This is a genomic window from Cryobacterium sp. Sr8 (assembly GCF_004403225.1).
GTDB classification, from domain to species: Bacteria; Actinomycetota; Actinomycetes; order Actinomycetales; family Microbacteriaceae; genus Cryobacterium; species Cryobacterium psychrotolerans.
The window spans coordinates 215,376-236,983 of the sequence record NZ_SOHO01000070.1 but is presented as its reverse complement, the minus strand read 5'-3'; the positions used below and the strand labels follow the sequence as shown (position 1 = coordinate 236,983).

Sequence of the window (21,608 nt, the reverse complement as noted above, 5' to 3'; positions counted from 1 at the left end):
GGGTCAACCCGTGACCCTCTCCCCTGCTCTCGCTTCCATCCGCGCCCGCCGTGTTCGCTCCGGCGCGGCCCTGGCCACCGGCGCCTTCGCGCTCATCGTTCTCGCGGGCTGCGCGCCCAGCGCCGAACCGGCCCCGAGCGCTTCGGCGACGGCCGAAGCGACCGCCAGCACCGAGCCGACGCCCACCCCCACGGAGGACCCGGCCACCGTGGTCGCGCTCGGCTGCGACGAGGTTCTCACCCCGGATGACGTCTACGCTTTCAACCCGAACTTCGGAGCGGCCCCGGACTACAAGCCGGCCGACGGCAGTGCTGCGTCGGTCGCGGTCTCCCAGAAGGGAGTCGCCTGCAGCTGGCTCAACCAGACCAGCGGCGACGTGATCGAAATATCCATCGCCCAGCCCAACGACTCCACGTTGACCGACCTCAAGAACCAGGCCGTGTCGGCGAGCACCCCGGTGCCGACGTACGGCACCGGCGTTGACGTCGAGGGATACTTCACGGCGACCGGCGGCAAGGGCGAAGCCCAGTTCTTCACCGGCAAGTACTGGGTCGTCGCAAGCTCGGTCGAGTTCGGCGAGCCCGGCGACGCCGAGCCGCTGATCGCCGCCGCGGTCTCGCACCTGCCCTAGACTCCGGGCGCCTGCGTGCGGTCAGGACGCCCGCAGATGCTGGTAACGTAGTAGCGAACCTGGCCCCCATAGCTCAGGGGATAGAGCACTGCCCTCCGGAGGCAGGGGCGGCAGTTCGAATCTGCCTGGGGGCACATCATGTCACGTGACAGGCCAGTTCGGACTTTTGCCACCTAGTTCGGACAAACCGGCCGCCAAGCTCGTTGAGAGCCATGCCGCTGTCTTGCGCAGCCGTAACGCGAATGCGGGCCTCACCCTGTTGCAGTTGACGCACCTGAGCGAGATTTCTCTACGGACAGGTCAAACGCGACAATTCTGCATGGGCGGGCGGTGCTTATCCAGTCTCCGCGGGTCCGTTCCCGTTGGAGGTCCGGCTTGCGGGCACGGTAAAGGAATCAGTTGGAAGAGTCGCCATCTCCCAGTGCGCCCACGACGGCGTCCAGGGAGGCCAGCGTTTCGCGCAAGGAGTCGACTTGTGCTGAGATCCGTGCACGTTCGCCGATGAGTCGATCGCGCAGCAGCGGTGTTCGTGCCGCAGGATCCGTGATGCAGGGAAGAAGTTCTGCGATTGTCGAGCTACACAGGCCAGCTTGATAAAGACGCTGAATGAGAAGAACGCGCTCCTGCGCCTCATTCGAATAGAACCGTTGACCGCTGGTCGAACGGTTCGACGAGAGCAGATGCTGCTCCTCGTAGTACCGGAGTGATCTCGGGCTTGCGCCGGTTACTCTGGCCAGTTCGCCAATTCTCATCAGCCGCTTGCCCCTCACATTGATGTCAGGTTTTTGTGTAGCGATCATGAGTACACACACGAACGATTCTGCCAACGTCCTCCAGCTTCGCGTCATTGTGGAGGCGGAGGACTTCGACGCCGCCATCGCCTTCTACCGCGACACTCTGGGGCTGCCTGAACAGGTCGCATTCGGGGGAGACGGTGACGCGCGTGTCTCGATTCTGGATGTCCTTACGGGCGCGGAATTTGTCAAGGTGAATGAGGCCACCGTGTGTCGTGCGGCAGGAGCTTTCGACGCGGCAGATCGCGTTGCTTTTTGTCGGTGATCTCATCCCCTGGCTGCACGAACGAAGAGCCGGTGAGACCGGCGATCGAGACTGAGCCGGGGCGCCAGGACGCCGGTTGCGCTCGCCCGGTTCACAGTGACATCACAGGAACTGAACTATCTCGGCACCGAGCCGAGACGCGGCAGGCGAGGAACAGTGACTGAGGCTGAGGCGCCCGCATCCGGCGGTACGATCACCACCTGCCTGGCTGGTATGTCACGGCTAGTGGTTCGCACGAGAAGTTCGGTAGTTGGATCGGTGCCGCGTTTGATGACCGCGAGTGCGATCGGTCCTAATTCGAAGTGCCGGGCAACCGAGGTTACCTGGCCAACACTCTTGTCCTGGCCGTCTCTGTTCAGCGCCACAACGTCGTCTCCGCGCGACGGCAGCACGGTATCTGTATCGTCCAGGTAGAGCATGACGAGTCTGCGCGGTGGATGGCCGACGTTGTGAACCTTGGCCACCGTCTGCTGGCCGCGATAACCGCCTTTGTTCAGGTGCACGGCTGTGCGCAACCAATCCAGTTCATGGGGAATCGTTTTGTCATCGACTTCGGTGGCAAAGCTTGGACGCCAGGCGGCGATGCGCAACGCTTCGAGAGCGAGCAGTCCAGCGACAGGAATATCGGAGGCGGCGATGCCGGCGAGTTTGGTTCGGGGCAGCAGCAACTCGCTGTAGGTCCAGCCCGCGGCCGGATGTCTGGTCGCTTCCGCGTACTGGTGCCCACCTTGGCTCACGTTCATCCACGGGTCGCGCCAGACCAGTGGGAGGCCATGCGGGGCAGCTACCGGAAGCGCGGGCTGGCCAAGGGTGCCGATTGTCGCGAAATCGACGGATCGATTGGCAAGTTTCACCCGCAACGCGAATTGCATGCTGCCCAGCCACTGCAGAAGCCCTGATGCCTTTTCCCGCTCAAGCAATAGCCACAGGTCGGTACCGTCATCGATCAAACGAACCGCATATTCGATCCGACCAGTCATTTCGAGCAGCAGGGTCTCTGTGGATTCGCCTGGTGCCAGGTGGGCGACACTCTGACTGGTCAGCGAGTTGATCCAGCTAAGACGATCGGGGCCTGTGATGGTGATCACTGCCCGGTGGGAGAGGTCGACGATTGCGGTTCCTGCAGCCAGCTCGCGCTGCTCGGAGAGCGGGTTCCCGTAATGGGCGGCAACACCGGTATTTGTCGCATCACCGGCATCGACGGCGCCGGGCTTGTTCAGAAATTCACTCGACATGAGCGAGCCGACTCCTTCGTTCATCGTTGGCGTTGTGCTGCCGTCATTATCGGAGCTCCCCACAGCACACGATGCTCGGGGGTCAGGTAACACGGGGCCGGGGGCATCCGGCCATGGGTGCGGCGTCAGTACATTCCGAGTTGGAGACGAGCGGCTTCCGACATCCGGTCCTGGCCCCAGGGCGGGTCCCAGACGAGTTCGATATCGATCTCGCCGACGCCGGGAACCGATTGGATTGCAGTGCGGGCATCTTCCTTGAGAACATCGCCCATCCCGCAGCCGGGAGCGGTCATCGACATTTTGACTTCGACCCGGTGAGTACCATCGGGCCGCGGCTCTGCCTGGCAGAGATAAATCAGCCCCAGGTCCACGACGTTGATGGGGATTTCCGGGTCAAAAACGTTCCGAAGTTGCGCGAACACCTGGTCCAGTTCGAACGGACCCTCGGTTGTGGCCCGTGTTTCGGCCACGGGCTGGCTCAGTCCGAGCGCGGCCGAGTCCTCGGCGCTGATCCGCACCAGGTATCCCATAGCGGTTTGGACCGTCACGCTGTGACCGAGGGTCTGCGTCACGACAACCTCTTCGCCGGCCTGGAGCAGCATCGGCTGCCCGCCCGGGATCACCGTCGCCTGGCAGTTCTGGCTGAGCGTAATTAGTGTGTACCGGCCTGAGTCCATGGTCGTCTACTCCTTCTCGTCCTGGCGGTCGCCGGCTTCGAGGGCGTTTCGCAATGCCTGCCAGGCCAGGGTCGCGCACTTGACCCGTGCCGGGTATTCCCACACCCCTGACAGCACGGCCAGCTTGCCCACATTGACGAGTGCTGGTTCATCCACGGTTTCGGTGGTGAGCATGCTGTGCACGCGGCTGAACAGGGTGAGTGCCTCGCTGTGTGGCAGACCCTTCACCGCCATGGTCATCAGTGATGCGGAGGCCTGCGAGATGGCGCATCCGCTGCCCTGGAACGCAATGTCGGCGACGGTACCATCGGTGAGGTCAAGCTGGAGGGTCAACCGGTCGCCGCAGAGCGGGTTGACCACGTCAACCGTTTGGGTCGCGCCCGCAAGGTCTCCAAAGTTTCGGGGATTGTGGGCGTGGTCGATGATCATTTCCTGGTAGAGGCCGGCCATGCCCTCACGCACGTGCCCGCTCACGCTCCGACCGGACGGTCGTCTTTTCTGAACCGGCCAGCGACCAGCGGTTCCAGCTGCGTCCGCAGCGGCGCGATGTCAATCCGATCAACCATCTCGTGCACGAACGCGTAGATGAGCAGACCGCGGGCTTCCTCCAACGGGATTCCGCGAGTTTGCAGGTACAGCAGCGCCTCCTCGTCCATTTGGCCGACCGCTGCACCGTGTGTGCACTTCACGTCGTCGGTGTAGATCTCCAGCCGCGGCCTGGTGTCGACCTCGGCGCGGTCGGAGAGAATCAGGTTTTTGTTCTTCTGATTCGCATCGGTTCCGTCGGCATCATGGCGAACCATGATGTGTCCGTTGAACACCCCGTGTCCGCGTCCGTCCAGCACGCCCTTGTACAACTGGTGGCTCGTGCAGTTGGTCGCGGCGTGATCGATGAAGATCGTATTGTCGTGGAGTTGATCGCCTTGCGGCAGGTAGACGCCGTCGAGGCTGACCTCGGCGCCGACGCCGTCCAGCAGCACCCGCACCTCGTGGCGGGCGATGCTAGCGCCGAGCATGACGGACCGGGAGGTCAAGCGACTATTGCGCCCTTGACGCACATCGAGCAGTGCCAGATGGAACGCGGTCACGGGTTCGAGCTGAACCTTGTAGTGCTCAATCTGCGCGTCATCTGCCAGGACGAACTCGGTAACGGCATTGGTGAGATACACGTCGCCATCGATCCCCGCGTACGTCTCGACAATCGTCGCGCGACTGCCAGAATCGGCGATGATCACCGACCGTGGACTTGATATCAGCGGGACTCCGCCGGCATTGGAGAAGAACACGAACTGGATCGGCTCGTCCACAATCGCACCGGAAGTGAGGTGAATGAATGCACCGTCCTCGGCGAGTGCGTCGTTGAAGGCGGCGAACGCGTGATGCTCTCCCGGCGCATGCGAGAAGAAGGGTTCGAGGCGATCAGACCCAGCAGTCAGCACCGCGGCGAGAGTCGTCACGACAGCGCCGGATGGCAACCCGGTCAGCCGCGAAAGCTCGGGCGCGAAGTGTCCGTTGACGAAGACCAACCGTGGGCCACCGAGGTCGACCGCTGCTGCGTCGATCATTTCTGCCGTGACCCGGCTGCCAGAGGCCACGGTGGCGGCTTCGAACGGCACGGCGAGGATCGGGGCCAGCGCTGTGTATTTCCAGTCCTCGTCCTTGTGGGTCGGGAAGCCGTGCTGGCCCACCCACTGGAGAGCGTTCAATCGCGCATCGACGAGCCACTCGGGATCGCGGCCGCTGCCTTGCTGGGGTTCGAGGCCCGCGAGCACTCCGCCGGCCGCGCGCGTCAGCGTCACCTCGCCACCCCGACCGGTGCCAGACGCCCGGCGTTGGCTTGTTGCGTGCTCGTGTAGCCGTTCGCTTCGAGTTCGACGGCCAGGTCTTTATCCCCGGAACGCACGATTTGGCCAGCGGTCATCACGTGCACCCGGTCGGGAACGATGTAATCCAGGAGCCGCTGGTGGTGGGTGATGACCAGCATGCTGCGGCCTTCGCTCCGCAGAGCGTTCACGCCGTTCGCGACGATCCGGAGGGCGTCGATGTCGAGGCCGGAGTCCGTCTCATCCAGGATGGCGAGTTTGGGTTCTAGGATCGCCATCTGCAGGATTTCGTTGCGTTTCTTCTCGCCACCAGAGAATCCTTCATTGACTGACCGGCTCATAAAGCTTTGGTCCATCTCGACCAGCTTCATCCGCTCCTGGGCCAGCGCCAGAAAATCCACCGGATCCAGTTCTTCCTGCCCGCGTTGGCGGCGGACGGAGTTCAACGCGGTGCGCATAAAGTACATGTTGCCAACGCCCGGAATTTCCACCGGATGCTGGAAGGCCAGGAACACGCCGGCGGCAGCGCGCTCCTCCGGCGAGAGAGCGAGCAGGTCTTGGCCCTGGTAGCGCACGCTGCCTGAAACGTCATAGCCGTCGCGGCCAATGAGCACGCTCGCCAAGGTGCTTTTTCCCGACCCGTTGGGCCCCATGATCGCGTGCACTTCGCCCGCCTTCAGGTCAAGATTGACCCCCCGCAGAATTTCTTTGCCCTCAATACTGGCGTGCAGTTCTTCGATTTTCAGCATTATCCAACGCTTCCTTCCAGGCTTACGGTTAACAGTTTTTGCGCTTCGACGGCGAATTCCATCGGCAGCATCTTGAAGACTTCACGGCAGAAACCGTTGACGATCATCGAGACCGCCTCCTCTTCCGGAATGCCTCGCTGCCGGCAGTACAGGAGTTGTTCCTCGCCGATTTTGGAGGTGGAGGCCTCGTGTTCAACCTGCCCGGTCTTGTTCTTTACCACGATGTAGGGCAGGGTGTGTGCGCCGCTGTCCTTGCCGATCAACAGCGAATCGCATTGGGTGAAGTTTCGGGCGCCGACGGCCGAATGCCGCATGTCCACCAGCCCCCGGTAAGTGTTCTGGCCGTGACCGGCCGAAATCGCCTTCGAGATGATGGTGCTCTTGGTGTTTTTACCGATGTGCACCATTTTGCTGCCGGTATCGGCCTGCTGACGCCTAGCGGTCAACGCGACCGAATAGAACTCTCCGACCGAGTTGTCACCCTTCATCACGACGCCGGGGTACTTCCAGGTGATCGCCGAACCGGTCTCAACCTGAGTCCAGGAAATCCGTGAGTTGCGGCCGGCGGCCAGACCCCGTTTGGTGACGAAGTTGTACACGCCACCGTTGCCGTCCGCATCCCCCGGATACCAGTTCTGCACCGTCGAGTACTTGATCTGGGCGTCATCGAGGGCGACCAGCTCGACCACTGCGGCATGCAGCTGATTTGTATCGCGCACCGGAGCGGTGCACCCCTCGAGGTAGCTCACATAGGCGCCCTCCTCGGCAATGATCAGGGTGCGCTCGAACTGACCGGTATCCGCAGCGTTAATGCGGAAGTAGGTGGACAGTTCCATCGGGCAGTGCACCCCCTTGGGGATGTAGCAGAACGAGCCGTCGGTGAACACCGCAGCGTTCAGGGAAGCGAAGAAGTTGTCGTTGTACGGGACCACCGAGCCGAGGTATGGACGCACCAGGTCCGGGTGGTTTTGAACGGCCTCCGAGAAGGAGCAGAAAATGACACCGACCTCGGCGAGCTTGTCTTTGAACGTGGTCGCCACTGACACCGAATCGACGATGGCGTCCACGGCGACGCCGCTGAGCCGCTCTTGCTCGCCGAGGGAGATGCCGAGCTTGTCGAACATTTCTCGCACCTCCGGATCGACCTCGTCCAGGCTCGCCAGATTTTTCTTGGGCTTGGGGGCGGCGTAGTAAATGATGTCCTGGTAGTCGACCGGCCCGTAGGAGACGTGCTGCCAGGTGGGTGGTGTGAGCGTAATCCAGTGCCGGTAGGCACGAAGCCGAGACTCCAACAGCCAATCCGGCTCATTTTTCTTGCTCGAAATCAGCCGGATGATGTCCTCGTTCAGCCCTCGGGGCGCGACGTCAGTATCGAGATCGGTGACGAACCCGTACTTGTACTCTTGATTCGCTAAATCACGGACCTCGTCAGAGATACCAGTCGTGATTGTGGGTGCGCTCATCTTCGTCTCCATGTCAGTTGGTGGTAATTACGGGCGGCCAGATCGTGTCGGCCGGAATGGTGTGCCGATCAGTGCCCCTGCGGGGGCAGGCTGGCCACGAGCGGGTGATCCTTGGCGATTACGCCCACCTTGGCCGCTCCGCCCGGGGAGCCGATGTCGTCGAAGAAGTCGACATTGACCTTGTAATAGTCGGCCCACTTCTCCGGCACGTCATCCTCGTAGAAGATCGCCTCGACCGGGCAGACGGGTTCACAGGCACCGCAGTCGACGCACTCATCGGGGTGGATGTAGAGCGAGCGCTCGCCCTCATAAATGCAGTCGACCGGACATTCGTCAATACACGCCCGGTCCTTGACGTCCACGCACGGCAGCGCGATAACGTACGTCACAGTGTCGCCACCCCAAACACCGCGGGGACCTGATCGAGCGCGTCCAGCAGCGCGTCGACCTCGGCCACCGTGTTGTAGGCCGCGAAGCTGGCTCGCGTCGTCGCCGTCACGTTCATCCGCTGATGGAGCGGCATGGCGCAATGGTGACCGACCCGAACGGCGACCCCCGCATCGTCAAGGATTTGGCCGACATCATGCGCGTGCACACCGTCGACCACGAAGGAGACCACACCAGAACGGTCCTGGCCGTCGACCGGCCCGATGACACGGGCCCACGGACGTTTCGCGAGGCCGGCGAGCAGAACCTCGGTGAGGGCGTGCTCATGGGCGCTCACCCGCGGCATACCCAGACGGGTCAGGTAGTCGCAGGCCGCGGCCAGGCCTACGGCCTGCGCAGCCACCGGGACACCCGCCTCGAAGCGTTGCGGCGGAGCGGCGTAGGTCGAGCCTTCCATCCGCACGGCCTCGATCATCGAGCCCCCGGTGAGGAACGGGGGCATGGCCTCCAGGAGGCCATAGCGACCCCAGAGGACACCCACGCCCAGTGGGCCGAACATCTTGTGGCCGCTGAAAGCCACGAAGTCGACGCCGAGATCGCCCACATCAACGGCCAAGTGCGGCACCGACTGGCTGGCGTCCAGAACTGTCAACGCACCGACCATCCGGGCTCGATCCACAATGGCTGCAACCGGATTGATCGTACCCAGAACGTTCGACACCTGGGTGAAGGCGACGACCTTGGCACGGTCGGTGATCACCGTCTCCAGATCGGTCAGGTCCAGGCGGCCGTCGTCGGTGACACCGATCCAGCGCAGGGTAGCGCCGCTGCGTCGGGCAAGTTCCTGCCACGGAACGAGATTGGCGTGGTGCTCCATCTCGGTGATCACTATCTCGTCTCCGGCGCCAAGCGCGAACCGCGCCGCAACATCCGCGTCGATGCCGTCCATGGCCCCCGCCGCAGACGCATTGGTGAAGGAATACGCCACGAGATTCAGCGCTTCGGTCGCGTTTTTGGTGAACACCACCTCCTGAGTGTGCGCACCGATGAAACGGGCAATCGTCTCTCGTGCAGACTCAAACGCTTCGGTGGCTTCTTCGGCCAGCTGATGGGCACCACGGTGAACCGCGGAGTTGTGCTGCTCATAGAACGTGCGCTCGGCATCGAGCACCTGACGCGGTTTGTGTGACGTCGCCCCGGAATCCAAATACACCAACGGTTTGCCGCCACGCACGGAGCGCGACAGGATCGGGAAATCGCCACGTATGGCGGCCGACTCCTGGGCCGTGAATGCCCTGGCGCTTTCAGACGGTGTGGTTCCCGTCAGGCCCGAGTTCGACCCTTGGAGGGTTCTCATAGATTGGACCTTTCACCAGAGTTGTTCGTTTCGGATGGCGTCGTAATTGGGAGAGCGTCCAGGGGGATGAAAGTAGTGCAGACGTGCTCACCCCGGACAAGAGTTGTTCGTCGTTCAACGTCAACCCCGAGCAGTCGCGAGAAGGCTTCGGTCTCAACGTCGCAGAACACCGGGAACTCGGCTGCGACATGTAAAACTGGGCAATGCCCCTGGCACAGCTGCACGCCGGCCACGGGCAGGTCCGCCCCGACCGGCCGGATCGACGCTGCGAAACCGTCAGCGCTCAGGGCCGACGCCAGCGCCTGTGCGCGGGCGCGCACATCCCCGCCCGTCGAGGGCAGCTGTGTGGCATACCGTCGCTCGAGCTGTGCGCCACGTTCACGGGCGAACTCGCCCACGGCATCCGTCCCGGCGCGTTCTGCGAGAAAGCGTAAGGCCGAGGTGGCCACATCGGCATAGTCACTATCCATCCCGGCATGACCGGCCGCGGAGAGAATGTACGCGCGGGCTGGCCTGCCACGACCACGACCACCTGCCGTGGCGAGCTCTCGTTCCTCGATGGCGCCTTGCTCGGCGAGCAGGTCGAGGTGGCGGCGTACCGCGGCGGGCGTCAACCCTAAACGCGAGGCGAGGTCGGCAGCGGTAAGCGGGCCATCCTCGGCGAGCAGCTGCTGGACCCGGTCCCACGTGCGGGTCTCAGTACCATTCGGTCCGGGTTTCGACCAGTCTGTACCCTCGGATCCTCGGCGGTGGGTTATTAACATTACATAAGCATGTCCTAATTTGACTCGGCTATCAAGTCGGCGCGTCGACTCACTCACCGGGGGTACGACCTGTGGCCTTGCGCAGGGGCTGGCGTGCCCCGGAAACAGTGGGATCCGGGTTTGGTAGATTCAGGCGCGCCTGAATCGACTCTATTCTTCGCCGAACCGAGATCTAAGTCGCTTCCGACGCGCACCGAAGCGGTTTAGATCTCGGTTCGGCGCAGGAAGGTGGAGGGGTTAGAAGGGGAGCAGGGGGTCGACTGCGACGGCGACGAAGAGGAGCGTGAGGTATGCGATCGAGCCATGGAAGACGCGCATGGGCGACACCTGCTCGTGATGGATGGCCCGGTTGTAGAGCCGGTGGGTCTCGTAGATGAACCACCCGCCTGTCACGATAGCCATGAAGGTGTAGACCAGCCCCATGTTCGCAATTGGGATGAGAAGCAGAGAACAGGCGACGGTCGCCCACGCGTACAGGATGACCTGTAAGCCCACTTGGGTGCGGCCGCGAACAACGGCGAGCATCGGCACGCCGGCGGCCTGGTAGTCACTGCGATACTTCATCGACAGCGGCCAGTAGTGCGGTGGTGTCCAGAGGAAAATGACGGTGAACAGGATGAACGGTGGCCAGGCAAGGTCCCCGGTCACGGCGGCCCAGCCGATGAGCACGGGCATGCACCCGGCGACACCGCCCCAGACGATGTTCTGTGCGGTGCGGCGTTTGAGGATCATCGTGTAGAACACGACGTACAGGAGAATCGCCCCCAGAGAGAGTGCCGCGGCGAGCCAGTTTGTGAAGGCCCAAAGCCAGGCGATGGATGCGATGCCGAGCCCCCACGCGAAGACGAGCGCCTGCCGATCGGTCAGCTCGCCCGTGACCAGGGGGCGCCCTTGAGTGCGGTGCATCACCCGGTCGATGTCACGGTCGATGTAGCAGTTGAAAGCTCCGGCCGACCCGGCACTCAACGCCCCGCCAACGAGCGTCGCGAGCACGAGCCAGAGGCTCGGAACACCGTTCTCCGCGAGGAACATCGTCGGCACGGTGACCAGGAGAAGCAATTCAATTACCCGGGGTTTCGTCAGGGCAATGTATGCGTTCAGGGTGCTGCGGATGCTCCGCGGTCCGCCCCAAATGGGGATTTCTACGGCAACGTCCATAACTCCTCTGACACTGTGCAAGTCACGCCAATTCTAGATCACACCCGTGACAGCGCCCGAAGCGGGCGCCTGGCTGACTGACTGGCCTCGGTACTGGTTCAGTCGTCCAGGGCTTCGCCTTGTTTCTCGGGGAGTCCGAAAGCGCCGAGGGCCGCAACCATGAAGAACATGGCGAAGACCGTGAACAGGAGGCCGGTCCCGCCCGTTTCGCGCAGCGACGGTACGGCCAGCGGCGCCAGGATTGCGGCGATCCGCCCGATGCCGGCCGCCCAGCCGGCCCCGGTGGCTCGGATGCGGGTGGGGTAGAGCTCGGGAGTCACGGCATACAGCGCTCCCCATGCGCCGAGGTTGAAGAAAGAGAGCAGCATGCCGGCACCGATCACCTGACTGGCGTCTCCGGCGACCCCGAAAAGCGCCGCCGAGAGTGCCGAGCCGATGAGGAACACGGCCAGGGTCCGGCGCCGCCCCCACCGTTCGATCAAGTACGCCGAGGCAGCGTATCCCGGCAGCTGCGCCACGGTGATGATGAGCGTGTACGCGAAGGAGCGAACAAGGGAGAATCCCGACGCGACCAGGATGGTCGGAAGCCAGATAAACGCGCCGTAGTAGGAGAAGTTCACGCAGAACCAGACCAGCCACAACGCACCGGTTCGGCGCCGCAGGCCGCGCGACCACAGCGCGGTGACGCGTGTCTTGGCCGCGGGATTGGACGGACCTGTACCCGTCGCCGCAGACAGTGCCAAATCACCGGGTGCAGCGGTGACTCCGGCGGACTTCTCGAAGCGTCGGACGGTCGACTCCGCCTCCCGGAAGCGCCCACGCGACTCGAGGAAGCGAACCGACTCCGGCAGCCGCAGCCGCACGACCACCGCGTAAACGGCCGGAGCCGCTCCAATAGCGAGCGCCCAGCGCCATCCGTCGGCCGAAGACGGCACAACGAGAAACCCGATCACGGCGGACAGGGTCCAGCCGATGGCCCAGAACGATTCAAGGAAGACGATGATGCGGCCACGAATTCGTGGCGGCGCGAACTCGCTCACGAGCGTCGAGGCGACCGGAAGCTCACCGCCGAGACCGAGCCCCACGACGAATCGCCAGGCAATGAGTACGGCCACGGACCCGGACAATGCCGACGCTCCCGTCGCGAGTCCGTAGACGAGCAGGGTGAGTGCGAACACCTGGCGTCGACCGATGCGGTCGGCCAGCAAGCCGCCGAGAACTGCGCCAATGGCCATGCCGATGAACCCGGCGGACGCGATCCAGGACAGTTCCGCGTCTGTGGTATTCCATTGCACCGCCAATTGGGCAAGGACGAAGGAGATGAGTCCAACGTCCATCGCATCCAGGGCCCAGCCCAGGCCGGAACCCACGAGCACACTGCGGTGCTCCCGGGTAAACGGAAGCGCATCCAATCGCTCGGATCGACTGGAACGTGCGCGAACTTCAGCCATCAGGTGTCCACTTCAGCGTTGGCGGCAATGCGGCGAATTGAGGGTGAAGCGTCCACCGGATGATCGAACCCTATTGCACGCCTTGCCCTCGCCTCCCTCGCGGCGGGGGTTGTTACGCCGTCGCGGGGCGGTGCGGGCCAGGTAGATTTCCCCGGGGATCGCACCGCGCTGGGTGTGGCCACCCGCGGATTCCGCTCCGCCTACGCCTCATCGCCCTGGCCATCTTCAACCTTGGAGGCCACGAACCCTCCCTCTCCCGCCGAAAATAGCCCACGGATGTGTCAGGTGGGCCAGAAAAGCCTAGAGTGTTTCTGAAACCTTGTGCAGGCGAGACCGCAGCAGCGTGAAGCCCAGCGTGGATAGCCCAACGTAGATAGCCCAAAGGAGCACCATGACCGGCACCATTGCCCCCAGTACCACCTCACATGGCGTTGGCCTCACTGAGGCCGCTGCGCAGAAGATTCGTAGCCTGCTTGCCCAGGAGGGCCGCGAGGACCTTCACCTCCGTGTTGCCGTTCAGCCCGGAGGGTGCTCCGGCCTGATCTACCAGCTCTATTTTGACGAGCGTGTGCTCGACGGTGACGCCGTGGTCGACTTTGACGGTGTTGGGGTGGTCTTGGACAAGATGAGCGTGCCGTACCTTGAGGGGGCGTCCATCGACTTCGAGGACACCATTGCGAAGCAGGGCTTCACCATTGACAACCCGAACGCGGGCAGCAGTTGCGCCTGTGGAGATTCCTTCAGCTAGACGCGATTCACACGGTTTCCGGGGAGATCATCCGCAGGGGTGGTCTCCCAATCGCGGTTACTCCACGGAAATTCGGTTCTCCTGACTCGAAATGCAGGTGGTTTGGGTGCTCCTCAGCGTGCCGAGTACTGTTGAGGATTCTGGCGGTCAAGGTTGGGAAATATTTGGAGTGGAACGACCTCACTTGGCGCGACGACGGCCGCCAGGCGATCGAACGCCTCCACCCCACCAACAACTTCCCCGAATTCACCGGTCGGCTCTGCCCGGCCCCGTGCACGCACGTATGCGGGGGCCGCGTAGCCACGGCGTCAGGACGCCGCAGCCGTCGTACTGAGGGTTAGGCGCGGCTGAAGCGCACCCGCCAGACCTCCGGGCCTCGTTCGATGTAGCTCACGTCGAAGGTGTCCGGCTGCCTCTGCTGCAGTTCCGCGAGCATCCGTTGGGGGTCGTGCGGTTCGATCACGTCCAGGGCGAACCCCGGCACAACGGCGTCGAGCGCGCCGAAGACGGCCGCGTGCCGGATGGCGTGCGGGATGGTGCGGGCGTCGAGCACGATGGTTTCCGTCCCCTCGGCCGTCTCGTCAACGACCCCATCTGCCGTCGGCCGGCCGAGTGCAATCGGCTCAGGACGCCGCGCCGGAGCGATGAGCTTGGCCACGGTGAGCAGGATGACCGCGTCCTCCACAGCCTCCAGCGAGTTGCGGCCCGGCGGCACCGTGATCAGGTCCCCGCGCCATCCAGACCACGATGCCTCACCCGAGGCGAGAACGACCCGCCCCTCGAGGACCTGCACGGTCGCTTCAGCCAGGTTGTCGTGTTCTTCGAGGCGTTGCCCGGCACGGAGTGCGATCAGCGTTTGCCGGAGGACATGCACGTGGCCGCCGTACACTGTCTCCGCGCTGCGACCGCTGGACGCGTCCCGTGCGTGATTGAGATGGTGGCGCACGAGTGCGGTGAGCGATTTCTTTTGCATGTCGTTCTCAACTTCCATTTCCCTCATGCTCCGCTACCGCCGTGCGCGTGTCAACGATGCTGTGACTGCCGCGCGCGGCCGGTCGGTGCGCCCGTTCTCACTTCGGAGTCGGCCACGCTGCCAGCCCGAGGAGCGCATCTCATGCTGGTAGATCTCCGGTTGCCGCGCTGTCTAGGCGCATGGTGACCGCCGGTGGGTTGAAGGTCAATTAGATGACGAAGGGGCGGTCCGCTGGCCTGACCGGAGAGGGCAACTGCGTCTCACCTTCGAGGAAACGATCGACGGCTGCTGCTGCGCGACCTTCAGCGATGGCCCAGACGATGAGCGACTGTCCCCGGCCGGCATCACCGGCGACGAACACGCCCTCGTGGCTGGTCTGGTACTCACAGTCACGTGGGGGCGGTTACCGTCACAGAACGGAATTTCGCCGCAAAATGAAATGGCGCGGGCCTATTTGGTTTCCTCAGGGACGGCGGCTCCGCGCGCGCTCCGGGCGCGCAGCCACGGGATGAGGCCACCGACGAGGAGCATCTCGATCTGCCGGGTCGAGAGTTCGTGGCGCACGGAGTAGACCTCATCACGGGTTGTGTTGCGCACGAGGATCTCCGTTCCGTTCGAGAGAGCCTCACGGATCCCGTCGAGCACGAGCACGTCATCCTGCGCGATGCGATCGTGATCGGCCGCATCCGCGAACTGGAGCGCCAGCGCGCCGAAGTTGGCCAGGTTCTGCCAGTGGATGCGTGCGAACGAGACCGCCAGCACCACCCGCAGTCCGAGGAAGCGCGGGGTGATCGCGGCGTGCTCCCTAGAGGAGCCCTGCCCATAGTTGGCACCGGCGACGATCATGTGGCCGGTCGTGTCTCGGGTTTGGGCGGCGCGAGTCGGGTAGGTCGGGTCGACCTGGTCGAAGGTGAATTCGGCGAGCTTGGGGACGTTGCTGCGGAAAGGGAGCACGCGCGCACCCGCCGGCAGGATTTCATCCGTCGAAATGTCATCGCCTACGATCAGGGCGACGGGTGCCTCGATCCGCTCGGCGAGCGGCCCGAAGACCGGCAATGAGGAGATGTTTTCTCCCTTGACCAGGTGCACTTTGAGAGCTTCATCCGGTGGCAACGGCTTCTCGAGCATGGTCAGGTTCACGCTCGACACGGCGGGCAGTGTGATCTGGGGATACTCCAAGCCGAAGAGCTCGGTCAGGTCTCGCGGATCGGTAATCTTTCCGGTCAGCGCGGCAGCCGCCCCCGTCTCCGGCGAACACAGGTAGACCGAGTCTTCTTGGGTACCCGATCGACCCGGAAAGTTACGCGGCATCGTGCGCAGGCTGATGCTTCCATTCGCCGGGGCCTGACCCATGCCAATGCAGCCCATGCATCCGGACTGATGCAGCCGGGCACCCGCCCCGATCAGATCCAGGGTGGCCCCCATGATGGTCAGGTCCTGCAGAATCTGACGGGAGCTCGGATTGACGTCGAGGGACAGGCCGGGGAATGACTGCCGCCCCTTCGTGATCGCGGCCACGATCGCGAAATCGCGCAGGCCCGGATTCGCGGATGACCCGATCACGACCTGCTCGACCGGGCGCCCCGCGACCTCCCTGACTGGAACGACATTACCCGGCGAGCTGGGGAGGGCGATCAGTGGCTCGATCGTCGCCAGGTCGATCTCCTCGGTCACCTCGTACGTCGCATCCTCGTCCGCGAGCAGTTCGGTGAAATCCTGCTCGCGCTGTTCGGCGCGCAGGAAGGTTCGCACCTGCTCGTCGGCCGGGAAAACGGTGGTGGTCGCGCCCAGCTCGGCGCCCATATTGGCGATCACGTGCCGATCCATCGCGGTCAGGGTGGCGAGGCCGGGGCCGTAGTACTCGACGATCCGATTGACGCCGCCCTTGACACCGTGTCGGCGCAGCATTTCGAGGATGACATCCTTGGCGCTGGTCCACGGCGGCAGTTGTCCGGTGAGCCGCACACCCCAGATTTCGGGCATCCTGATGTACAAGGGCTCGCCGGCGATCGCCAGGGCCACCTCGGTGCCGCCGACGCCGATGGCCAGCATCCCCAGCGAGCCGGCGGCCGGGGTATGGCTGTCGGAGCCGACCATGGTCTTGCCGGGGATGCCGAACCGCTGCATGTGCGTGGGGTGGGACACCCCGTTGCCGGCCTTCGAGAACCACAGGCCGAACCGCCTACAGGCGGAGCGGAGAAAGTCGTGGTCCTCCGCGTTCTTGCTGTCGGCCTGCAACAGGTTGTGGTCGACGTACTGCACGGAAACCTCCGTGCGCGCGCGATCCAGTCCCAGCGCCTCCAACTCCAGCATGACCAGGGTCCCGGTCGCGTCCTGGGTGAGGGTCTGGTCGATGTGCAGGCCGATTTCGGTCCCCGGCACCATCTCCCCGGAGACCAGGTGCGACGCGATGAGTTTCTGGGTGACGTTGTATGCCACGGTGAGCTTCCTGACTCGATAGCGGTGCCCGCCGACATTCGTCGGTAACGATTTGGCCTCCGGGGCATTCCGCTGATCCCCAGGGTAGGCCACTCGTGGCGCTGGGGCTAGCCTTCCCAGGGAGACTGGACGTCTTCTGTGCCGGATGCGCGCTGTCGCTTCGTCAAGTTCTCATCGTCGATCCACCGGTCGTTCAGGGTCTGTAGTTGGGCGACAGCGTCGACGATGGGCCTGATGGCACGACGTGCGTCAGCGTGAAATAGGTTGTGCAGCGACGCTGATCAGTGGGGCATCGACGGCAACACCGTGCTCCTCAGCGATGACCCAGGCCGGACTTCTCCCGGGCCCGGAATTTGTCAAGGTGGATGAGGCCAGTGGGAGTTTAGGAAGCTAGTTGGTCCTCGGGTTTCGGGGCTGGTTTGTTGATATATGACACGTTTGGGACGCTCAATATCTTCGGCGCGTGATTCGTGCTGAACCGTTCGGGGTTCCTCTTAACCATCCTCCGAGGGAAGAACAGCTAGCCCGCGATGTCGTACAAGGTGTCGTTGCGGAAGCGCTTTGTGAAATTGTCCAGTGCGAAGTTGCGAAGGTCGAATTCACCGGCGAGGTCTGCGGCTGCCGCGACTTGCAGCGGCAGCGAGGCGCGGTGTCTCTGTGCACACTCCAAGAGTTCTGCATCCGCTATCTCTCCGACCGCCTCCGCTCCGAACATTCCAATCAGCGGGGCGAGGTCAATCGCGGGATCGCCGACAGCGGCATTGTCCCAATCGATGACCGCCAGCAGGTCGTGCCCGCCCCACAACAGATTATGGAGTCCGAAATCACCGTGGACGAGCGTGCGGCCGTGGTGAGGTTCGGCGGTGAGCACGTCAGCCACGACACGACGAGCCGCACCCGCGACAGTTTCATCCAGCGCAGAAGTGACCTGTTCGATGATCGTCGGCCATCGGTCCCCGCCGCACCACTGCCGTACTGGGCGCAACGTGTGGAGTTCGGCAACGGGCGTTTCACGCAGCGAATGAAGAATGTCCGCGACAGGTTCCCGGACCTGGTTCCAAGTCATTTTCAAGTCGTGCTCTCCGGGAACGAAAGAGTTGACGAACGCAGAAAAACCGGCCCTCACCACGGGGTGGCAGCGAGCAGTGGGCGTGCGCAACGGTAAGCCAAGCAACTGGATTGCACACAGGTTTCGGTACTCCTGCAGCGTTTGTTCCTCATGGCGCGTAGCCGTGGAGACGCGAACGACCGCTGAATCGCCAAGTAAGGCGACGTGATGGAAAGCTCCATGCTTCGAGTCCAGCCGAGCCCAGTCCAAGTCGGGCCAGACCTCGCGTAGGTCCTGCCAAATCATGGATGTGTCCTGGGCCAGTGTGCTCACAACACCGATCCTGTCAGGAACCCGACGCAATCGCCCTCAAGCGAAGGCCGCCCGCAAGCGGTTCCCCGCGGCACCTGGACGCGATCACCAGCCACTCCCCCGTTTCGCGCAAACCGAGTGCCAGAAAACGTCGGATCATCGGAGGCGCCGCCGGTGTGCCAGCGCGGCCAGGAATCTACCGCGCATGTCATCACCATGGGCGCCGTGACACGGTAGCCTCGGGGCAGACAACGGAGTCGGAGCGTAGGCAATGGTTGATTCAAGAATTTGGGCAGGCGCACTCCTCTGCACGACAGCCCTGATCCTCACCGGGTGCGCAACTGATGATTCGACCTCGCAAATCCGAAGGTTCCTGGCTACCGATAGTGGGCCGGACGACGTGCTCCCGACCGGGCTTGAAGACTCGACGAGCGATCCGGAGTCCAGCCGTCTCGTCGGCGAGCACGCCGGTGTCAGCTACTTCGTCACGGAATACGTCGATCCGGACTCAGGGAGGCCCGGTTTCTGCCTTGTGCTCTCCAAACCGTCGGAGGGTGCAGCGTCAGGCTGCGCGGCGGATGCCAACGCAACACGTATGCAGGTTAGTGGCTCCGGGACGGGCAGCGCCAGAGTCGTGGTCTCCAACGACATCATCCCGGACGGGTGGACGAAGCTCGGCGACTTCCTGATCGTTAACCCCGAAACGTAATCTCGGGACTGCCCCGAGTTCAGTTGACTCAAACGGTTAGGCTAATGGGCGCCCAGCCTCGCGCACATTTACCGAGAGGGCTGACACAGATGGTGCCCCAGTAGGACGTTGTTGGCTCAGAGAGCCCCCGCGTGCCTGGCGATCCAGCCATTTTGGAGGCCGACGTTCCGCCATATAGCGCCATGCCCACGCCAGCGTGCACTGGGCCGCTTCCGAGGAAGGCGATTAAGTGAGATTCCTCGTCCGTGAGCGCCTGAGTGCGGAGGTACCGATCCCAGTCAGCGTGCAGAAGGCGGCCGTAGAGCACGTCATCGAACGTGGCCCTGTCGATCAGAGTAAACGCGCGCGCGCTCCGGATTGACTGCTCCAATCTGAAGGTCAACCTGCGCGACCGCGTCGAACGCCCGCATGGGGTTCCCCTTGTGTCCAGCCCTTGGACTGGCTGCACCCGAACAGAGCGACCGTCACGCGTGTCCGAACTAGGTTGGCAAAACCACAGCCATCCTTCACCGCGACTTCCGCGTCGTTCCGCGAGTCCGGACTTGGCAATTTGTCCGGACTACCGTGTCACGCGACAACCGGTGTCACGTGACAGGCCAGTTCGGACTTTTAGGCCCTCCGACATCCTCGACTGGCTCGCATCGTGATGAGTGTCCTTTCAGGCCACACTTTTCTTGTCGCAGTTGACGCGCCTTTGTGAGAATCTGATTCGGGCGGGTCATACGGGAAAGGCCCGAAATGCGAACGATTCATGCCCCCTGAATCCGGCCGCTGCCCGTTCGAGGTCCGCTTCTGGGACTTGGCCGTCGAGTCAATCGGCTACCGCAAGGAGTGAGCGGCTTGGGTCCCGCAAGGAGTGAGCGGCTTGGGTCCCGCAAGGGTTCGCAACGGTGTTCCACCGTGAGCAGAATTCCTTGCATATATGCAATGCTTTGCGTAGCATGAATGTGTGATCACTACGTCCGCAGCCGCGCTTGTCACCCGAATGCGCCTCAAGCGTCAACTCAGTAAGACAGCCTTCGCTCAGCTCGTCGGAGTGCCGGCGTCGACGATCACTCGAATCGAGTCAGGCATCGTTGACCCGACCTACTCGATGCTGGAGAAACTTGCTTCCGGCGCGGGGTTCAAACTCTCGGAAACTCTCTCGGACGTAGGCAGCGATGCGCCCTACGCGGTAGCGGTGTCCCGCATCCAGAACGCCACGGCCGCCGAGCGCCGCCGTCTCGTGAAAAAGCTCGCGCAGACGGCCACACTCGCGCCGGTCACCAAACGACCCGGAGCGCGGGTCTTCGCGCTAGACCAGTCGGTCGGCGAGTTCGTCCGGTACCTAGCGGATCGCGGCGCGAATCCGGCTGTCTCTTCGCTCGAGGCCGTGGCCGAAGACATCACGTCCACGCGTTCCTTCACCCCGGTCGTGTACGTGGAGCGGCCGGAGGATCTCGATGATCTCCCGGCAATGTCGCCGACGGCGAGGGGCAGCGTCATAGTGCTTCCGATCACAGAGAACGTTCGCCGATTCACTCGATGGGTTGATGGCACCGCAATGCTTGCGCCGGAGTGGGGCATGCTCGACGCGCTGGCGTCGCCCGGCCGGCAGGCCGACGTAGCGCTGAGCGTCCTGCCGCAACTGGCGGGACGCGTCAACAAGGCCCGCGAAGTCGGAGCGGCGTAATGGCACTCCGACTCGAGGACGCGCGGTATGGCGCGGAACGATCCCGGCGTCTGCTCATCACGACCATCGTGGCGTTGGGTGAGCACGCGAATGCCATGACCGTTGTTGGCGCGCACGCTGTCCACGTCTGGGTGCAGAAGAAGTGGGGGCCCGTTGATATGGAATCAACCCGTGACGGCGACCTCGCCGTCAACCCGGTCCTGATAGCTGAAGACCCAAAGATCATGCAAATCATGGCTGAGATCGGGCTTGAGCCGGCACGCCCCGAACGACCGGGGATCTACGGTTACGTCAACGAACGAGGGCTTTCGTGGGAGCAGCGCACAACCGTGGACCTCCTGGTACCGGAAACCTACGCCGGCTCGAAGGGGCGATCAGCTCGAATCCCCGGCCAGAAGAGCGCGACAACCCGTGCCTACGGTCTCGAACTTGCCATCCACGACCGCACTCTGATCAGGATTTCAACGACTGATGGCGAACCCGAGATGTCGGTCGAAGTGAACGTCGCGGGACCGGCGGCACTGCTCATTGCGAAGGCACACAAGGTGTCTGAGCGGCTTGCCGACGTTGACAAACGTCCGGACCGTCTACGCCCCAAAGACTCTGGTGACATAGCCCTCCTCATGATGGTCACCGATGGAGCCGAGATGGCGAAGACAATGACGAGACACGTGGCCGAAACGCCGGAGATACGCGGCGTCGTCCAGGACGGGGCCCAATACCTCGTTGACATGTATTCCACGGACAACGACACCATCGTCCGCGAGCACATGGCTGACAGCTTGAGCGCACGATTTCCCGAATCCACCGTGTTCAACGCAGTCGATGCCTGGCTCGCTTCGTTCTCCGCCAACTTCCCTGAATCGGGCGACTAGTCTCTTGGCTCCACCTCGCCGCTGACGCACTTCCGGACTCAGCTGGTGTCGCGTTCGACCGTTAGACGTTCCGCTTCG

Annotated in this window: 21 protein-coding genes, 1 tRNA gene and 1 pseudogene; 7 read left to right on the top strand and 16 right to left on the bottom strand. The window is 63.3% G+C overall.

What is annotated here, in order from left to right:
• The first annotated feature begins 10 nt into the window (after positions 1 to 10).
• Together E3T54_RS15605 and E3T54_RS15600 are read left to right on the top strand one after the other, a co-directional pair.
• Positions 11 to 631: an iron ABC transporter ATP-binding protein gene (locus E3T54_RS15605; protein ID WP_134476467.1), complete on the top strand. Its 621-nt coding sequence runs from the start codon at positions 11 to 13 to the stop codon at positions 629 to 631.
• A 62-nt stretch (positions 632 to 693) separates the two neighbouring features.
• A tRNA-Arg gene (locus tag E3T54_RS15600) sits at positions 694 to 765 on the top strand.
• Positions 766 to 1,026: 261 nt separating this feature from the next.
• Here the strand turns inward: E3T54_RS15600 and E3T54_RS15595 are convergent.
• Complete coding sequence (locus tag E3T54_RS15595; RefSeq protein ID WP_241977262.1) at positions 1,027 to 1,431, bottom strand: MerR family transcriptional regulator; 405 nt, start codon at positions 1,429 to 1,431, stop codon at positions 1,027 to 1,029.
• Here E3T54_RS15595 and E3T54_RS17145 point away from each other — a divergent pair.
• Positions 1,430 to 1,690 (top strand): hypothetical protein, encoded by a 261-nt coding sequence (locus E3T54_RS17145; protein WP_198414506.1) that lies wholly within the window; start codon positions 1,430 to 1,432, stop codon positions 1,688 to 1,690. The genes E3T54_RS15595 and E3T54_RS17145 overlap by 2 nt on opposite strands.
• 116 nt (positions 1,691 to 1,806) lie before the next feature.
• Here E3T54_RS17145 and E3T54_RS15585 read toward each other — a convergent pair whose 3' ends face one another.
• From E3T54_RS15585 to E3T54_RS15535, 11 genes are all read right to left on the bottom strand, one after another.
• On the bottom strand, positions 1,807 to 2,949 hold the full coding sequence (locus tag E3T54_RS15585) for a folate-binding protein YgfZ (protein ID WP_134476466.1): 1,143 nt from the start codon (positions 2,947 to 2,949) through the stop codon (positions 1,807 to 1,809).
• Between the two features lie 101 nt (positions 2,950 to 3,050).
• Positions 3,051 to 3,602, bottom strand: a complete 552-nt coding sequence (gene sufT, locus E3T54_RS15580) for a putative Fe-S cluster assembly protein SufT (protein ID WP_134476465.1) — start codon at positions 3,600 to 3,602, stop codon at positions 3,051 to 3,053.
• A gap of 6 nt (positions 3,603 to 3,608) precedes the next feature.
• Entirely contained in the window at positions 3,609 to 4,076 is a 468-nt protein-coding gene (gene sufU / locus E3T54_RS15575; protein ID WP_198414505.1) for a Fe-S cluster assembly sulfur transfer protein SufU, read from the bottom strand.
• Positions 4,073 to 5,401: a Fe-S cluster assembly protein SufD gene (sufD, locus tag E3T54_RS15570; protein ID WP_198414504.1), complete on the bottom strand. Its 1,329-nt coding sequence runs from the start codon at positions 5,399 to 5,401 to the stop codon at positions 4,073 to 4,075. The genes sufU and sufD overlap by 4 nt, the downstream gene beginning before the upstream one ends.
• The gene (gene sufC / locus E3T54_RS15565; RefSeq protein ID WP_134476464.1) at positions 5,398 to 6,174 is read right to left on the bottom strand and encodes a Fe-S cluster assembly ATPase SufC; all 777 of its coding nucleotides are present in this window, start codon (positions 6,172 to 6,174) and stop codon (positions 5,398 to 5,400) included. The genes sufD and sufC overlap by 4 nt, the downstream gene beginning before the upstream one ends.
• On the bottom strand, positions 6,174 to 7,637 hold the full coding sequence (gene sufB, locus E3T54_RS15560) for a Fe-S cluster assembly protein SufB (RefSeq protein ID WP_134476463.1): 1,464 nt from the start codon (positions 7,635 to 7,637) through the stop codon (positions 6,174 to 6,176). Before sufB ends, sufC begins: the two co-directional genes overlap by 1 nt.
• 68 nt (positions 7,638 to 7,705) lie before the next feature.
• Positions 7,706 to 8,026, bottom strand: coding sequence for a ferredoxin (fdxA, locus tag E3T54_RS15555; protein ID WP_134476462.1), 321 nt, complete (start codon positions 8,024 to 8,026; stop codon positions 7,706 to 7,708).
• Positions 8,023 to 9,381: a cysteine desulfurase gene (locus E3T54_RS15550; protein ID WP_134476461.1), complete on the bottom strand. Its 1,359-nt coding sequence runs from the start codon at positions 9,379 to 9,381 to the stop codon at positions 8,023 to 8,025. The genes fdxA and E3T54_RS15550 overlap by 4 nt, the downstream gene beginning before the upstream one ends.
• Complete coding sequence (locus E3T54_RS15545; RefSeq protein WP_134476460.1) at positions 9,378 to 10,145, bottom strand: metalloregulator ArsR/SmtB family transcription factor; 768 nt, start codon at positions 10,143 to 10,145, stop codon at positions 9,378 to 9,380. Before E3T54_RS15545 ends, E3T54_RS15550 begins: the two co-directional genes overlap by 4 nt.
• A gap of 237 nt (positions 10,146 to 10,382) precedes the next feature.
• Positions 10,383 to 11,303: a heme o synthase gene (locus E3T54_RS15540; RefSeq protein ID WP_134476459.1), complete on the bottom strand. Its 921-nt coding sequence runs from the start codon at positions 11,301 to 11,303 to the stop codon at positions 10,383 to 10,385.
• Positions 11,304 to 11,401: 98 nt separating this feature from the next.
• Complete coding sequence (locus E3T54_RS15535) at positions 11,402 to 12,754, bottom strand: MFS transporter (RefSeq protein ID WP_134476458.1); 1,353 nt, start codon at positions 12,752 to 12,754, stop codon at positions 11,402 to 11,404.
• Positions 12,755 to 13,145: 391 nt separating this feature from the next.
• Between E3T54_RS15535 and erpA the strand changes: the two genes are divergently transcribed.
• Positions 13,146 to 13,502, top strand: coding sequence for an iron-sulfur cluster insertion protein ErpA (gene erpA, locus E3T54_RS15530; protein WP_134476457.1), 357 nt, complete (start codon positions 13,146 to 13,148; stop codon positions 13,500 to 13,502).
• Between the two features lie 337 nt (positions 13,503 to 13,839).
• Here the strand turns inward: erpA and E3T54_RS17760 are convergent, their stop codons facing one another.
• The 4 genes and pseudogenes from E3T54_RS17760 to E3T54_RS15505 form a co-directional block, all read right to left on the bottom strand.
• Positions 13,840 to 14,493 carry a DUF2249 domain-containing protein gene (locus tag E3T54_RS17760; RefSeq protein ID WP_194088202.1) on the bottom strand — a complete coding sequence of 218 codons (654 nt, stop codon included), beginning with the start codon at positions 14,491 to 14,493 and terminating at the stop codon, positions 13,840 to 13,842.
• Between the two features lie 190 nt (positions 14,494 to 14,683).
• A pseudogene (gene gltD / locus E3T54_RS17140) lies at positions 14,684 to 14,869 on the bottom strand (glutamate synthase); the annotation flags it as partial.
• 56 nt (positions 14,870 to 14,925) lie between these two features.
• A complete protein-coding gene (locus E3T54_RS15510) occupies positions 14,926 to 16,914 on the bottom strand; it encodes an aconitate hydratase (protein WP_134476455.1) in 1,989 nt (662 codons plus the stop codon).
• Between the two features lie 520 nt (positions 16,915 to 17,434).
• Positions 17,435 to 18,295, bottom strand: a complete 861-nt coding sequence (locus tag E3T54_RS15505) for a phosphotransferase family protein (RefSeq protein WP_134476454.1) — start codon at positions 18,293 to 18,295, stop codon at positions 17,435 to 17,437.
• A gap of 379 nt (positions 18,296 to 18,674) precedes the next feature.
• On the opposite strand from E3T54_RS15505, the gene E3T54_RS15500 reads away from it, so the two are divergent.
• From E3T54_RS15500 to E3T54_RS15490, 3 genes are all read left to right on the top strand, one after another.
• Positions 18,675 to 18,983 carry a hypothetical protein gene (locus E3T54_RS15500; protein ID WP_134476453.1) on the top strand — a complete coding sequence of 103 codons (309 nt, stop codon included), beginning with the start codon at positions 18,675 to 18,677 and terminating at the stop codon, positions 18,981 to 18,983.
• A gap of 949 nt (positions 18,984 to 19,932) precedes the next feature.
• A complete protein-coding gene (locus E3T54_RS15495) occupies positions 19,933 to 20,655 on the top strand; it encodes a helix-turn-helix transcriptional regulator (RefSeq protein ID WP_134476452.1) in 723 nt (240 codons plus the stop codon).
• Positions 20,655 to 21,530, top strand: coding sequence for a hypothetical protein (locus tag E3T54_RS15490; RefSeq protein ID WP_134476451.1), 876 nt, complete (start codon positions 20,655 to 20,657; stop codon positions 21,528 to 21,530). Before E3T54_RS15495 ends, E3T54_RS15490 begins: the two co-directional genes overlap by 1 nt.
• Positions 21,531 to 21,608 lie beyond the last annotated feature (78 nt).